This is a genomic window from Collinsella aerofaciens, assembly GCF_039752955.1.
Taxonomy (GTDB): Bacteria; Actinomycetota; Coriobacteriia; order Coriobacteriales; family Coriobacteriaceae; genus Collinsella; species Collinsella aerofaciens_BI.
Map to the genome: position 1 here is coordinate 34613 of NZ_JBDMHB010000011.1, position 15375 is coordinate 49987.

Sequence of the window (15375 nt, forward strand, 5' to 3'; positions counted from 1 at the left end):
CGTTGTTCCGCCCAAGGAGGTTATCCATCATGAACGAGTCATATCGCCTGGGTGAGCAATCGATTATTGCCTATCTTCAGCGACTTGCGAATGGCATCTCGACCGCCGAACTCGATGTTGCCGCGCTGCCTGCTGAGCTGCGCGCCGTTGGCGAGCAACTGCAAAAGACGCATGCCATCCTGCAACAAGAGCGCCGGCTGCTTGAGAGCAACGCCTATATCGACCCGCTCACCAACTTGGGCAACCGCGGCGGACTCGACCGTCACGTCGAGCAGCTCTGGCACAAAGGTGACCCCTTCACCTGCGCCTATATTGACATCGACCATCTCAAACATTGCAATGATAGGTTTGGCCACGCCGAAGGCAATCGCTATATTCTGAGCATCTGCCGCACGCTCTCCGAAACCATGGAGCACGATGAGATGCTGTTCCGCATCGGTGGAGACGAGTTTGTGCTCATCTCGCTCTCCGCAAACGAGACCGAACTCGAGCAGCGCTTGGAGCGGGTACGTGCCGGGCTGATCGAGGCGAGCTCAAGTGGCAAGGCGCCCATGATCGCCAGCTTTAGCTTTGGCTGCTCGCGCGTCGATCCACTTGCCGGCGACACGCGTCGCCAGATGACGATGGATGCCGATCGCAAGATGTATCGCTATAAGCTTATGCATCGTGTGCAGCAACCGAAAGACAATGACGCGCCGCAACGCCCAATCGTCGATCAGCTTCCCTGCAACGACCGGGTGTTCCAAGCGATCTCCATGAGCTCCGAGACGCGCTATCCGTTCATCCTTAACCTCGATACGGGAGAATCGCAATGGTCGGTTAACGCCGTGCGCGATTTTGACCTGCCCTCCCAGCACCCTTTTAACTCACTCGACATGTGGCTCGCCCGCGTTCATCCCGAGGACCGCGACAACGTACGCGCCGAGCTCGACATGGTGATAAACGGCACGTGGCACTTCCACTACATGCAGTATCGCGTAATGGATGCCACCGGAAAATACGTGCTTTGCGACTGCACAGGTTACCGCTTGGACGGCACCGATACCGAGCCCAGCATGTATGTGGGCACTATCATCAACCGAAGCTTGGCAGATACGACCGACTCGGTAACGGGCCTGGGCGATGTCCACGCGCTGGTCAACGCTATTGGAGAGATGCGCCGCGTGGCGCGCGAGGCAGGCTTTATTGCCATTAAGGTCGACGATATCGCCGAAGTCAATGCCCGCTTTGGATTCGATGCAGGCGACCGCGTGCTCGCCGAAAGTGCCGCCTGCCTCATGGATTGTTCGCGCGGCAAGGGTCGCCTGTTCCGCTCGACGGGACCAATGTTCGTGGCGCTTTTCGATGAGCTCGGCCCCGAGGCAATCGACGAGCTCGCAAACGAAATCGAACGATTCCTGGGCTCTCCCGTGCTCTTTGGCTCGTTTGAATATCAGCCGCCCCTTCGCGTGGCCACGCTTCATCTGGATACCGTCGACCGACAGCCCGTTTCCATTTTGAACGAGCTCAAAGTGTTGCTCGGGAAAGCCGTGCAGGTGCCAGGTACCAAACTGGATTAGCACCACGCCCGCACCGCCTCCCCCATCGTGCGATAATCCTCTGCAGAAGTCACCAACAGCAGAGGGAGTTTGTGATGAAGGTTCTTTTGGTCAATGGCAGCCCCAAGGCAAACGGCAACACCGCTCGCGCGCTCGCCGAAGTCGCCGAGCAACTTAAAGCCGAGGGCATCGACAGCGAGGTATTCCAACTGGGCGCCAAGCCCATCCGCGACTGCATCGGCTGCGGTCAGTGCGGCAAGCTTGGCGGTCGCTGCACCTTTGACGACGACGTGGTGAACGAGCTCATCGCCGCCGCCGAGCAGGCAGACGGCTTTGTCTTTGGCTCCCCCGTCTACTATGCGCACCCCAGCGGTCGCATTCTGTCGGCGCTCGACCGCGCATTCTATGCGGGCAGCAAGGCCTTTGACCACAAGCCGGGCGCTGCCGTTGCCGTCGCCCGCCGTGGCGGCACGTCGACCACCTTCGATGTACTCAACAAGTACTTCACTATCAACCAGATGCCCGTGGTGGCCTCCACGTACTGGAACAACGTCTTTGGTGCCATGCCGGGCGAGGCCACCCAGGACGCCGAGGGCCTGGCCACCATGCGAAACATCGGCAAAAACATGGCCTGGCTCCTGCGCTGTATCGAGGCAGGACAGGCCGCCGGTATCAACGCACCCGAGGCAGATCGAGCAACGACCAACTTCATTCGATAGAGCGGCGGAGCATGAATATCCAGATTTTTGGAACCAAAAAGTCTTTCGATACCAAGAAGGCCCAGCGCTATTTTAAGGAGCGCCGCATTAAGGTGCAGTTTATTGACCTTAGGGAAAAGGAGATGAGCAAGGGCGAGCTCACGAGCGTGATGCAGGCGGTCGGCGGCATCGACAAGCTGCTCAACCCCAAGGCCAAGGACGAGGAGACGCTCGCGCTCATCCAGCACCTTACCCCTAGCCAGCGCTTCGACAAACTGCTCGAAAACCAGCAGGTTCTAGCCGAACCCATCGTGCGCAACGGCAAAAAGGCCACCGTCGGTTATTGCCCCGATGTATGGGGAGCCTGGGAGTAGCCTGTGTTATTTGCCGGCGCGTGGGTATAAGAGCAGGCGTTTGGCATAAGATTCAACTGTAAGCCATGTCTAACAAAGGAGGGCACATGCCCAACAAACCCGTGAAGATCATCATGCTTACCGGATACCTCGGTGCCGGCAAGACCACGCTGCTCAACCACATCCTCGCTAACGACGGCGGCATCCGCGCCGCCGTGATCGTCAACGATATCGGCGAGATCAATGTCGACGCCAGTCTTATCGCCGACGGCGGCCTTTCCGAGACCGACGACCTCATCCCGCTCACCAACGGCTGCATCTGCTGCACGCTTTCGGACGACCTGGCCAACCAGCTGCAGGGCATTGCCGATTCGGGCAAGTTCGACTACATCATCATCGAGGCATCGGGTATTTGCGAGCCTATCCCCATCGCCTACACCATCTCGAGCTTCTGCGACGAGGCCAAGGTGGGCGGCGAGCCCAAGCTCGCGCTCGACAACATCGTGGCCGTGGTCGACTGCGCCCGCATGTACGACGAGTTCAACGGCGGTCGCGACCTGCTGGCTGAGGATATCGACGAGGACGACATCGAAAGCCTGCTCATCCAGCAAATCGAGTTCTGCTCCACGCTGATCCTTAACAAGACCGATACCGTGACGCCCGAGCAGATCGCCGAGCTCAAGGCCATCGTGCGCAGCCTGCAGAAGGACGCCGTGATCGTCGAGGCCCAAAACGGCGAGGTCCCCATGGAGGAGCTGCTCGATACCGACCGCTTCGACTTTATGCGCGCCTACAACTCCGCCGCCTGGATCGAGGCCATGGAGCATCCCGAGGAGCACGACGACCCCGAGGTGCTCGAGTATGACATCGAGACCTTTGTGTACTCGCGCCGCAAGCCGTTTGACCTGCAGAAATTTACCGATTTTGTTGAGCAGGAGTGGCCCGACGAGGTCATCCGCGTCAAGGGTCCGCTGTGGCAGACCGGCGATCCGGACATGTGCTACATGTTTGAGCAGGCCGGCCACCAGATGCGCCTGATGGAGAATGGCCTGTTCGTTGACTCCGCGCCCGAGGGCGAGAAGCAGAAGATCATCGACGAGAACCCCGAAATCATGCAGATTTGGGACGACGAGACGGGCGACCGCATGACGAGCCTGTGCATCATCGGCCGTCACATGGACAAGGATGCGCTCATCGCCTCCCTCGATGCCTGCCTGACCGACTGGCACCGTGCCTAGGTTTATCCAAGCGGGTTTTTCCGCTACGCAACCGCCAAACCACCACGAAGGTGCCTGTCCCCTTCGTGGTGGTTTTTCGTTCTATGCCAAGGAGATTCATGTTCAACATTGTGCTGTATGCGCCCGAAATCCCGGCCAATACGGGCAATATCGGCCGCACCTGCGTGGTTGCCGGCGCCCGCCTGCATCTGGTGGAGCCGCTGGGCTTTTCGCTCGACGACAAGACAGTACGTCGCGCTGGCCTGGGCTACTGGCAAAACTTGGACGTGACGACCTATGCCGGCTGGAAGGATTTCCTTGCGCGCAACGACCTCTCCCCCGCCGATGGTCGCCTACATCTGCTGACCAAAAAGGCACGCCGAACCTATGCACAGAGCACCTACCGTGACGGTGACTATTTAGTCTTTGGCAGCGAAAGCTCGGGCATTCCCGAGCCACTGCTTGCCGCGGCGCCCGAGCGCTGCGAGCGCATCCCGATGCTGCGCGATTGCGACTCACTCGATAACGCCGAGGCTTGGGAAGCCCACGAGGAATCGCTGGGGCATACCGAGGACAGCCACGAGACCATCCTTCAGCAGGATATCTGCGGCAACTTCGTCAACCCGGACGACTACCGTATCAGTGCACTCAACCTCTCCAACAGCGCCGCCATCGTCCTCTACGAGGCCCTGCGCCAAACAGGCTTTCCGGGAATGTAACAAACCCGCCATTAGGGGACGGGGTAGAAATGGCAGATTTTTAAACCCTCTAGCTCTTGACAAGCTGGTTTTGGCATCAATGTGACAAAGGGACTGTCGCTTTGTCACATTGATGCTCTAAATAACGAACCATTGCTTTTAATCAGAATTAACTAAAATAAAATGAAGTTAAACGGCGGTGTGAAAGGAGAGCCTTGTGAAATATCTCGAGAACCCGTTTACCCCCAGTTTTGGTGAGGTTCCTGCCCATCTCGCTGGCAGACAACAGATTATTCGGGATTTGGACCGTGCCTTCTTGAGCCAGCGCAGGCGCCCGGAATTGACTTCGATCTTCTCAGGCGCGCGCGGAACCGGTAAAACCGCTCTCATGTCGTCGCTCGCGACAAGGGCGGAATCCCACGGCTGGATAGCCGTAAAGACGACCGCGCTCCCGGGAATGCTTGAGGAAATCGAGTTCGGGGCGAAACGTGCTGCCGGCCATCTTATCGACCCGTCTAAGAACTTCGAAGTCACCGGCCTCGGAATTGCACCGCTCGGCAGCATCGAGGTCAATCGCGTTCACGATGCCTCAACCTGGCGTTATCGCATGAGCGACATCATCGACCAGCTCAACGAGGCGGGCACCGGTCTGCTCGTCACGGTTGACGAGATGGACCCGACACTCGACGAGATGATTCAGCTCGCAGCGACGTATCAGCACTTTGTGACCGATGGGAAACGCGTCGCGCTGCTCATGGCGGGACTTCCCAACAACGTCTCGACGTTGCTGAACCACAAGACGGTCTCGTTCCTTCGCCGCGCCCAACAATATCATCTGGGTCGCATTGCCGACTATGACGTACGCGAGGCCTTGATTCGCACGATCCAGGAAAACGATCGCCTGGCAGATGCCGAGGGAATCGATAGAGCCGTTCGCTCGATCTCTGGTTTTCCCTTCCTATTGCAACTCGTAGGCTACCGTGCCTGGGATCTCACAAGCGATTCGAAGGAAATCTCGTCACGCGACTTTGACCTGGGAATCAAAATCGCGCGCGACGAGATGGACGACCGAATCCTCGCGGCAACCTATCGGGAACTCACTGCAGAGGACAAGCGATTCCTCATCGCCATGCTCGATGACGAGGAAGAGTCCACCACCGCTGACCTTGTCGAGCGCCTTAAGCGTTCGCCGCAGCAGGTCTCCCGCTACCGACGCCGCATGATAGATGCCGGCATCATCGGAGAACGAGGACGAGGGCTCGTCGCATTTGAATTGCCATTCTTCCGCGACTATCTCGCGGCTCAATGCGTGAAATAGAGGTCAATGCGACAAAGGGGCAGCCCCTTTGTCGCATTCGGTTATAGGTAGCGACCGGTGATGCTTGTAGAGCAGGCAGCGATGTCGCCCGGCGTGCCGGCGCAGACGATTTGCCCGCCCGCGTCGCCACCACCCGGGCCCATGTCGATCACGTAATCGGCATTGCGGATAAGGTCGAGATCGTGTTCGATCACGATAACCGTGGCGCCCTTGGCAACGAGGCCGTCGAACACACTCAGCAACACTTGGACATCGAGCGGATGTAGTCCGATTGTGGGCTCGTCGAACACGAATACGGCGTCGTCCTGCACGCGGCCCATCTCGCTCGCGAGCTTAAGCCGCTGTGCCTCACCGCCCGAAAGCGCCGGCGTGGGCTCACCGAGCGTGAGATAACCCAGGCCCAGGTCGTGCAAGGTCTGTAAGCGCGTCTGAACCTTCTTGAGTCCCACCGTGGCGTCGATGGCCTCGTCCACACTCATGTCCATGAGCTGCGGCAACGTAAGTAGGCTTCCATCCTTGCCCTCGCGATGGATACGCGAAGCCGCGTCGGCATAACGCGAACCGCGACATGCCGGGCAGACGATCTCGACATCGGGCAAAAACTGCACGTCGAGCGATATCGATCCCGTACCATCGCACGTAGGGCAGCGCAAGGCGCCAGTGTTGTAGCTAAAGGCACCCGCCTTGTAGCCGGCTGCCTTGGCTTCGGGCGTACGGGCGAAGGCGCGGCGCAGCTCATCATGGATGTCGGCATAGGTCGCTACCGTCGAGCGCACGTTGGCACCGATGGGCGTGGCGTCAATCAGGTTGGCACGCGCAATGCCCTCGGCATCGACCCAACGCACGTGCCCCGGCAGACGCTCGCCAGCTGCCTGCGCCTTAAGCGCCGGGATGAGCGTCTCGAGCACCAACGTCGTCTTACCCGAACCCGAAACACCCGTCACCGCGACAAGGCGGCCGCGCGGGATATCGACTTCGAGCGGCTTGACGGTATGGATGGCATCGGTCGCCATGCGGATATGGCCCTGGTCGAACATTTCGTCGTCAGTCACCTGCGGACGCAAGCGCTTGGGCTCGGCGCGCAAAAACGGCGCGATGCGGCTGCTTTGCGATTGTTCGACCTCGTCTACCGTACCAGCGGCGATCACATTGCCGCCGCCTGCTCCGGCAACGGGGCCCATCTCGACCAGATAGTCGGCTTCCGCCAGTACGCGCGTGTCGTGGTCGACAACAACCACGGTGTTGCCGTCATCCACCAGATCGCGCATCACGCCCACCAAGCCGTCGACATTGGCTGGATGCAAGCCGATCGAGGGCTCGTCCAGCACATAGAGCACGCCCGTCGACCGGTTGCGCACCACGCGGGCGAGCTGCACGCGCTGGCGCTCACCCGTGGAGAGTGTGGCACCGGCGCGGTCGAGTGAAAGGTAATCGAGACCCAGGTCGACCAGACGACGGGCCACGCTCAAAAACGAATCGCAGATATCCGTCGCCATGGGCCGCATCTCGGGCGGCAAGGATGCGGGCACCCCGCGCATCCACTCAATCGCCTCGCCCAGCGTCATGGCCGCGGCCTGCGCCAGATTGATACCGCGCACTTGGGGCTGGCGCGCAGCCTCGGAAAGACGCGTGCCACCACAGTCACGGCATGCCCCCTCGCGCAAAAAGCGCGCAACGCGTTTTAAGCCCTTATCGTCCTTGACCTTGGCGAGCGCATTCTCGACGGTATAGACGGCGTTGTAATAGGTGAAGTCGAGCGGCGTGGCGCCCTCGCCGTTTTTGGGAACGTAGAGAATGTGCTTCTTAACCGCCGGACCATGGAACACGATGTCGCGCTCTTGAGGCGTGAGCTGGTTAAACGGCACGTCGGTACGCACGCCCATCTCGCCGGCTACCTGCTTCATCAGATCCCACATAAGCGTACCCCAGGGAAGTACTGCGCCCTCGTTGATGGTCTTTGACTCATCGGGCACCAGGCTCGTCTCGTCCACCTCGCGCATGACACCGGTACCGCCGCAGGTAGGGCACGCACCGCCGCTATTGAAAGCCAAATCCTCGGCACTCGGCGCGTAGAACTCGCGACCGCACGCAGGGCACGTGAGCGACAGACCAGCGGCCACGTTAAGGCTCGGTTCCACGCGCGTCCCGCAATGCGGGCACACGTGATGGGCGCAACGGCTAAAGAGCAGACGCAGACTATTGTTGAGCTCGGTCATGGTGCCAAAGGTGGAGCGCACGCCCGGCACGCTGGGGCGCTGATGCAATGCGAGCGCCGCCGGCACGTGCAGTACCTCGTCCACCTGGGCGTGTTCGGCCTGCGTCAGGCGACGGCGAGTATAGGTGCTGAGTGCTTCCAAGTAGCGACGCGAGCCCTCGGCATAAAGAACTCCCAGTGCCAGCGAACTCTTGCCCGAGCCCGACACGCCGGCAATACCCACGAGCTTTCCCAGCGGAATATCGATATCGATGTCCTTAAGGTTATGGACACGTGCGCCACGTACCTCGATAGCCTGCGGGCTCATCTTCTGTTCCGTCACCTTTATCACCCTACTCATGCCATATAACTCGATCGCGAATGTACGCGCCCAGCATGGGCACGGTAAACCGGACGAGGCCATATCCGGCAGCCTCGATGACGCGCTCGCGAATCAGACTTGCGCGATATTTACTCGCCCAGCTCTGAGTACGATCGCAGCGCTCAATGATATCCGCCATACGAGTCGGTTTGTCCTCGTCAACCGCCATGGCCTCGATAAAAAGGCGCTGTGGACTACGCAGCCCGTAATACAGGGGCGCGTCAACCGCTTCGTAGAACTCGGAGACGGCGTCCGTATGGCCGGCCTCGGCATCGCACCTTTCGATGACCTGCGAACCACGCCGGACAGCAGAGCGCCACATGTAATAGCCCACCAGCTGAACCATATAGGGATGCCCCATGCTCTTGCGTGCCGCAAGGTCCGCCGTCTCCGCGTCAACGTAAAGACCAGCGTCTTTGACCGTCTGGATATACGAATCGCGCACCTTGGGCAAAGAAATCGCCCCCAGCGTACGCTGCTGGGCACGGCGCAAAAACGTCACGCTCGGCTCTTCGAGCAAGTCATCAACCATACTGGGCAATCCAGCGAACGCCAGCGCAAGACCGCGCTGGTCGCTATCGGGCAGGCCCGTGGCATCCTGGTCTCCGAGCACCTGCTGATAGAGAACGGCAAGAGCCGCCAGTTCCTCGATAGACGCCGATTGCGCCTCGTCAATCGCAAACAGTATGCCCTTGCCTGGACCGAGCTTCTTAAGGCGCTCGTTGACCAGCCCTCGCAACGTCTCGCCCTTTGCTCGCGCCGCCTCGACCGACATCCGGCCAAACGACGGACCGAGCTCCATTGACGTCACAACGGGTTTATTCGAGCGAAGCGCGTCGGCCAAGCGGTCGCATAAGCCAAGCGAAGCGGAATCGGAGACAACCGCCCATCCGCGCTCACTGGCCAGACGTTGCAGCTCCCGCAGGAGAACTGTCTTGCCGCAGCCGCGGTTTCCCGTAATGAGCATGAGCCTGCCCGGCGCTCCGGCGCCGTTATCGAGCCCTTCCTCGAAATCTTCGATGACCGACTCGCGACCGATGAGTATCGGAGGCCGCTTGCCTGCCGTTGGCTTAAAGGGATTTGGATTCATGTCGGCCTCCTCGGATTGGCAAACCCTGGTAATAGTTATACCAACTTATACCGAGTTATACCAATAGCATGGAACAAAAGGAACTGCCCCTTTGTCACATGTGGCCGAAAAACTCCGCGTCTGCTGCACGCCAGGGGCGGAAGGTGGCGGGATCGACCTTTACGTGTGCCGCGGCGGGTACGTCGTACCATTTGACCGTGTAACCGGCGCCGTGAGAGCAAAAGACCGAGTCGGGCGTGTTGGGCAGATCGGCCTCGGGCTCATAGGCGGCCGCCTCTATAACGCGCTCGGCATCATGACAGGCCGCATAACCGGCGAACTCCAGGTACAGATGCCCGCGACCGCTCGTGTAGGCAGCCACCTCCAGCGCGTAATCCTGCACCTCGGATGCCGGCACGCGACCCACAAGCTTCGCCCGGTCTCCCGCCATCGCCGGTGGCTCGTACTCGGCACCCATACGCGTGGCATCCGAGAGCGCCCGGCCCACGCACTCCCCCGGCACCTCGAGCTCAAAGTGGTACCACGGCTCCAACAGCACCGCCGCGCCGGCCTCACGTGCCTGCATGAGTCCCTGGCGAATCGCGCGATACGTGGCCTGGCGAAAATCGCCGCCCTCGGTGTGTTTGGCATGCGCGCGGCCGCCCGTGAGCGTAATGCGCACATCGGTGATGGGCGAACCGGTCAGCACGCCCAGATGATCGCGCTCCATGGCGTTGGTGAGCGCCAAACGCTGCCAGTTAAGATCGAGCTCGTCGGTCGAGGTCACGGTGCCAAACTGCACGCCCGAACCCGCTGCCAACGGCTCCAGGCGCAGATGCACCTCGGCATAGTGGCGCAGCGGCTCAAAGTGGCCCACGCCCTCGACCGGCTGCGAAATAGTCTCCTTATAGAGAATGCCGCCAGACTCAAACGCAACCGAAAGGCCAAAACGATCGGCCAACACCCGCTGCACGACCTCGAGCTGCACCGCCCCCATGAGCTGCAAATGTATTTGTTCAAGATGCGTGTTCCAGCTTACGCCGAGCATGGGATCTTCGTCCGCCAACTCAGTCAGCGCTTTGAACACCGCGTGGACATCGTGTTCGCCCGGAAGCACCGTATAGGTGAGGACCGGAGCGATGACGGGCGCATCGCCCGCGGGCTCCGCGCCCAGGGCGTCCCCTGGGCGAACGTGCGCAAGACCCGTCACAGCACAAATACCGCCAGCAACAACTTCTTGGGCAAGCTCATACTTCTCGCCGTTATAGATGCGTACCTGATCGACCTTCTGCTCCCATGCTTCGGCGCCAGAACGTCCGTCAATCATCTGCTTGGCATGCAGCGTGCCGCCGGTCACTTTAACCCAAGCCAAGCGCTCGCCGTGATCCCCGCGGCTGACACGATAGACGCGCGCGGCAAACTCCGGGTGCCATGCCTGTTCACGCATCAGCGCGCATATGCCGTCCAGCAGCTCGTCCACGCCTTGGTCCTTGAGCGCCGAGCCGGCAAAGCAGGGAAAGAGCTTGCGTTCGGCAACCATGCGCGACAGCGTTGCGACAGAAAGCTCACCCGCTTCAAAAAACTCCTCGAGCGCCGCTTCGTCCAACGCAGCAGCGTCCTCCTGAACGGCGCCGCCCGCCAGCAGTTCGTTGGCATCCAGGCAGCCCTCGGAAAGACGCTGCCCGAGTTGTGCCAGCAAAACATCGCGGCCGGGATTCTCCAAATCGATCTTGTTGATGAAGATGAACGTCGGGATGTCATAGCGTGCAAGCAGGCGCCACAGGGTTTCGGTGTGCCCTTGCACGCCGTCGTTGGCGCCCACAACTAAAATCGCGTAGTCCAGCGCGCGCAATGTGCGCTCCGCCTCGGCCGAAAAATCGACATGCCCCGGTGCATCCACGAGCATGACGTGGGTATCGCCGTGGTCGAGTACGGCCTGCGACGAGAAGATCGTAATGCCGCGCTCGCGCTCGATCGCGTCAGTGTCCAGGTGCGAATCGCCATCATCAACGCGGCCGCGCTTGCGAATACGACCCGCGTTGAACAGCATGGCCTCGGCCAACGTGGTCTTGCCGGCATCGACATGCGCCAAGATTCCAACGACCGCTTGCTTCGACATGGCTCTCCTCTTATTGCAAGCCCATCGCACGCGGCAACGGGCATCCTCGTTCCACACTGGATGATACAATGTACGGGCCGGCGGGCGAAGCGAGCCCTATCCCCCGACCGAGCTCATCGCCCCGCGTTGCCGCGCGGCGATTTTCGTAGGTTCGCGCCTTGCGAAAGCCGGCTTTCAAAACAGCGTAGTAATCGAAAATGGCCCCACCCGGGGCCATTTTCGTTCGCGCGAATTGTTGACACGCGTCCCCGCTCTTATGCCTCGCGCAGCCAGTCAAACGCAACACGCGGTGTACCGTCCGACACATACACGATGCCGGCACGCTCAAATCCAGCCTTGAGGCTCGCACCCTGCATGGGCAGGTTATCCTGATGTGTGTCGATACGCAGGTGGTTGGCGCGTTCCTTGGCAAAGGCAAACATCGCAGCCGTGATACCGTGCATGGTGCCGTCGGACGCCACACGGTGCAGCACGGCGTACGGAGTGTCGCTGCGCCATTGCCCGTTCTCAATTACGTCATAACACTCGTCCGGGCCCGGTAAAAAGGCAAACGTCGCCACCACGCGACCGTCGACTTCGTACACATAGCTGCCATCAGCGGCGATATCGGCAGCCAGTTGCTCGGCAGAAGGCGTGCCCTCGGGCCACTGCGTGGCGTTGCCATGCGCGCGCATAAAGGCACGGGCCGCGTCATAGATAGCCATGACGGCGGGAATGTCGGTATCGAGGGTTTTTCTGATCATCACGCGGCGACCTCACGTTTATTGGTATCACTTTGATTGAGCAATGATACCAACGTTTGGAGAGGGGCGCGATGCAGATGGGAAGCAAAAAGCGAGCCGCCTGGTCAAAGGCCAAAAGCGAGTTTTTGGGCGCTGCTACCGGCAGCGATATGAGCGACCTGTTTGCACGCGAGGACGAGCGCCGCGACGCCCTGGACGCCGAGCGCGATGAAGCCTGGCGCTACAAATCGTGCGAGCGCAAAAACCGTTACGACACGCGCGCCGAGGCCGAGGCAGTTATGGCCGACTGCGAAAACCGCGGACGCCGCGGGCTGGCCTGCTACAAATGCGAATACTGCGGCGGCTGGCACTTGACGTCGCACCCTTGGAAATAGGCGCCGCATCGGCACGGCATTGACGGAGCGCCAGCCATCGCACGCAAGCTACGGGCGCGGCGGCACCAACACATCGTAGCGAACGGCCTTGCCCGCAAGTTGATAGCTCGGCTTAACGCCGGCAAGCAGCGGCCCCTTCACCGGCCGCTTGATAACGACCTTGCGCGGGCGCGCCGCAAGCGCAGCTTCGACCAGCGTCTCCTCATCGGCGCACGGCTGCTCCAGATGGTGCAAGAGTTGGAACTTCTTTTTCACCGCCGCGCTCTTGGTGCGTTCGGGAAACATGGGATCCAGATATACCACGTCGGGGGCGGCAAGCTCGCCCCGCCCGATCAGCTCAGCCGTATGACGAAGGCCGGCAATGCTGTCCTCGCCCGCATGTAAGCGCATGCGCGACACGGCAGCCGCAAGCGCCGGATCATCTGCCGCGCGATCCAGGGCATCCTTGAGGAGCGCCGCGATCACGCAATCCTGCTCATACAGATCGACGGTAAAGCCCGCGGCCGCCAACAGCAGCGAATCCTCGCCAAAGCCTGCCGTGGCATCAATCGCCCATGGGCACTCGATGCCTTTTGCGCGCGCAGCCTTTACCAACAGCTCTTGCTGCAGACGGCCCTGCTTGAGCCGCGGAAGCATGCGGTCAAAATCGGCACGCAGCTCCATCGTGCCGTCGGTGAGCGTGAGGCCCTCGGACTTCCCGATCAGCTCAAGCCCCGCGGCCCGAGCAACAGAAAAGGGATCGACGACGCCCATGGGCACTCCTTAGCAAGCAAAACGAATACGCGAGTGCCGTTTATGCCAGCACCCAACCGTCCGCTATTGTCCCACATGCGACATGGCCCACAGCATCGCAATGCAAAGCACCGCCATCAATCCCGTGCACACGGCAGCGATCACAGAATCACCCATGCGCCTTCCCAACGACTGCGGCTCACGCATTTGCCCTGCTCCGTACATCATGACTCCTCCTTGAGACCAGCTCCTTGTTACGGCCTCATCATCGCAGCGCCGCACATGGGCTGCCATCGATTTGGCTTACGTCCAGCTTTCCTTTTTGAAAGGTTGGACCGTACAGGCAAGAGACGCTTTCAAACGCATGCATCGCCGCGTTGAACTACAATGTGCTTCACGATATGTGCCACAACCTGGGTGCGACAGATTCTCCGCGCCCGCATCGAAAGGACCAGCCATGAGCGCCGCGCGCAAGACACTCAAAATCCTTGCCCTGATTTATTTTGTTCTGGGCATCGCCAGTCTCGTCATTGGAATCGCCGGTATCGCGACCGGCAAGCTCGAGTCCACCTACGGGTCGAACGCCATGCTCGCCGCGGTCGTGCTGGTCGCCAAGGGCGTTGTCGATCTTGCCGCAGGTGTTGCGGGCATCAAGGGCGCCAACAAGCCTTCGCAGGTGGATGGCGCGTTTAAGCTCGGCATCGTTGCCGCAATCGCCACGATTGCGCAGGCCGTACTCACGCTTCCCGCGCTCGGCGGCAGCTCCGTCAATATCGTCGCCTTTGTCATCGTGGTGTACGACCTGTTCTTTGTTCAGCAGGCACACGCCGTTAAGGCCGAGAACAAGGACCGCCTGTAAGCGCTCGCTTCTCATAACCTCTGCAGCCAAGCAACTAAAAAGGGCCGATCGCGCGTCTCCGCGGTCGGCCCTTTGCGTTTGCCCAGATAAAACCTGCCAAAATAAACCTGTCCCTTTTTGGTAGGTTAGCAGTGGCGGTACTCGGCGATGATGAAGTCGATATCGGTCTGGAGCGTGTTCAAATTTGCCAGGCGCTCTTTGTCGGCAGGGCGTGTGCGGTAGTAGTACGGCGTCATCTGGAACACCGCCTCGATGTCTGCCTGGGTCTGGAGCGTAATGTTCGCAGACACCCGCTGTGTTCCGACCAACTCGAGCTCGGTGGTCTTCGGCAGCTTCTCATCGTTAAGGTACGGCGTATCGTAGAGCACCTCCTTGAGCCCAAAGAGATGACGGGCACCCGGCACCACGGTATAGAGTGAGCCCTCTGGAGCCAGCACGCGGGCAAATTCGCGCTCGTTAAAGGGAGCGAAGAGCTCGGTCACCATATCGAAGGTGCCATCGGCCACGGGGATGTCCTTCATGTTGGCCACGAAGTAGGTCGCATCGCCGCGCTTGGCGGCAAGGCGCACCATCTCTTTGCCCAGGTCAAAGCCGTAAGCATCCACGCCCGGCACCGCACCCATGGCGCTGGTGTAGTAGCCCTCGCCACAGCAAATATCGAGCAACGTCATGGGGCAGTTCGTAGACGCGGCACGTCCAGACACCCGCTCGCGCACCAGCTCGACCATCGCATCGCGCAACGGCGCATAGTAACCGCGGTTCAGAAAGTCGCGACGGCTGCGTGCCTGCGACTTGGGATCGCCCATGGAGTCGCCGCTCTTGGACGAGCGCAATAGATATAGATAGCCCTCGCGCGCACGGTCAAACCGGTGTCCGCCCGCGCATGCAGCACCGCGTTCGTCATCCACCAGCGGCTCATGGCAAACGGGGCACAACAACATGGCAACTCCTTAGCGCGAACAACACAACGCCCACCATTGTCGCACGCCTTCCCCGCCTAGTCATTGGGTGTTCCTATAGTTTTGTCAACCGTCGGGGCTACTCCCGGTAGGGCACCCGGTCGCGCATCACGGCGTATATC

Annotated in this window: 15 protein-coding genes; 8 read left to right on the top strand and 7 right to left on the bottom strand. The window is 60.4% G+C overall.

Annotated features, from left to right (window positions below; genetic code table 11):
• Positions 1–29 precede the first annotated feature (29 nt).
• From ABHR75_RS04235 to ABHR75_RS04260, 6 genes are all read left to right on the top strand, one after another.
• Positions 30–1559 (top strand): diguanylate cyclase domain-containing protein, encoded by a 1530-nt coding sequence (locus ABHR75_RS04235; protein ID WP_346963728.1) that lies wholly within the window; start codon positions 30–32, stop codon positions 1557–1559.
• Between the two features lie 74 nt (positions 1560–1633).
• A complete protein-coding gene (locus ABHR75_RS04240) occupies positions 1634–2257 on the top strand; it encodes a flavodoxin family protein (RefSeq protein ID WP_346963729.1) in 624 nt (207 codons plus the stop codon).
• An 11-nt stretch (positions 2258–2268) separates the two neighbouring features.
• Positions 2269–2610 (top strand): arsenate reductase family protein, encoded by a 342-nt coding sequence (locus tag ABHR75_RS04245; protein ID WP_117769844.1) that lies wholly within the window; start codon positions 2269–2271, stop codon positions 2608–2610.
• A gap of 86 nt (positions 2611–2696) precedes the next feature.
• Positions 2697–3827, top strand: a complete 1131-nt coding sequence (locus ABHR75_RS04250) for a GTP-binding protein (protein ID WP_117635529.1) — start codon at positions 2697–2699, stop codon at positions 3825–3827.
• Between the two features lie 98 nt (positions 3828–3925).
• Complete coding sequence (locus ABHR75_RS04255) at positions 3926–4525, top strand: tRNA (cytidine(34)-2'-O)-methyltransferase (RefSeq protein ID WP_346963730.1); 600 nt, start codon at positions 3926–3928, stop codon at positions 4523–4525.
• Positions 4526–4721: 196 nt separating this feature from the next.
• The gene (locus ABHR75_RS04260) at positions 4722–5822 is read left to right on the top strand and encodes an ATP-binding protein (protein WP_346963731.1); all 1101 of its coding nucleotides are present in this window, start codon (positions 4722–4724) and stop codon (positions 5820–5822) included.
• 41 nt (positions 5823–5863) lie between these two features.
• Here ABHR75_RS04260 and ABHR75_RS04265 read toward each other — a convergent pair whose 3' ends face one another.
• The 4 genes from ABHR75_RS04265 to ABHR75_RS04280 all read right to left on the bottom strand — a co-directional run bounded on the left by ABHR75_RS04265 (position 5864) and on the right by ABHR75_RS04280 (position 12329).
• Complete coding sequence (locus ABHR75_RS04265; protein ID WP_430392721.1) at positions 5864–8377, bottom strand: excinuclease ABC subunit UvrA; 2514 nt, start codon at positions 8375–8377, stop codon at positions 5864–5866.
• Positions 8370–9488, bottom strand: coding sequence for an AAA family ATPase (locus ABHR75_RS04270; RefSeq protein WP_346963733.1), 1119 nt, complete (start codon positions 9486–9488; stop codon positions 8370–8372). Before ABHR75_RS04270 ends, ABHR75_RS04265 begins: the two co-directional genes overlap by 8 nt.
• Positions 9489–9582: 94 nt before the next feature.
• The gene (locus ABHR75_RS04275) at positions 9583–11586 is read right to left on the bottom strand and encodes a GTP-binding protein (protein WP_346963734.1); all 2004 of its coding nucleotides are present in this window, start codon (positions 11584–11586) and stop codon (positions 9583–9585) included.
• A 254-nt stretch (positions 11587–11840) separates the two neighbouring features.
• The gene (locus tag ABHR75_RS04280; RefSeq protein ID WP_346963735.1) at positions 11841–12329 is read right to left on the bottom strand and encodes an N-acetyltransferase; all 489 of its coding nucleotides are present in this window, start codon (positions 12327–12329) and stop codon (positions 11841–11843) included.
• 77 nt (positions 12330–12406) lie between these two features.
• On the opposite strand from ABHR75_RS04280, the gene ABHR75_RS04285 reads away from it, so the two are divergent.
• Entirely contained in the window at positions 12407–12703 is a 297-nt protein-coding gene (locus ABHR75_RS04285; RefSeq protein WP_346963736.1) for a hypothetical protein, read from the top strand.
• A gap of 48 nt (positions 12704–12751) precedes the next feature.
• Here the strand turns inward: ABHR75_RS04285 and ABHR75_RS04290 are convergent, their stop codons facing one another.
• Both ABHR75_RS04290 and ABHR75_RS04295 read right to left on the bottom strand, forming a co-directional pair.
• The gene (locus ABHR75_RS04290; protein WP_118081367.1) at positions 12752–13456 is read right to left on the bottom strand and encodes a class I SAM-dependent methyltransferase; all 705 of its coding nucleotides are present in this window, start codon (positions 13454–13456) and stop codon (positions 12752–12754) included.
• A 63-nt stretch (positions 13457–13519) separates the two neighbouring features.
• Positions 13520–13663 (bottom strand): hypothetical protein, encoded by a 144-nt coding sequence (locus tag ABHR75_RS04295; RefSeq protein ID WP_346963737.1) that lies wholly within the window; start codon positions 13661–13663, stop codon positions 13520–13522.
• 229 nt (positions 13664–13892) lie between these two features.
• Between ABHR75_RS04295 and ABHR75_RS04300 the strand changes: the two genes are divergently transcribed.
• Positions 13893–14294 (top strand): hypothetical protein, encoded by a 402-nt coding sequence (locus ABHR75_RS04300; RefSeq protein ID WP_148331554.1) that lies wholly within the window; start codon positions 13893–13895, stop codon positions 14292–14294.
• Between the two features lie 125 nt (positions 14295–14419).
• On the opposite strand, the gene ABHR75_RS04305 is transcribed toward ABHR75_RS04300, so the two are convergent.
• Positions 14420–15235 carry a putative RNA methyltransferase gene (locus ABHR75_RS04305; protein ID WP_346963738.1) on the bottom strand — a complete coding sequence of 272 codons (816 nt, stop codon included), beginning with the start codon at positions 15233–15235 and terminating at the stop codon, positions 14420–14422.
• Positions 15236–15375 lie beyond the last annotated feature (140 nt).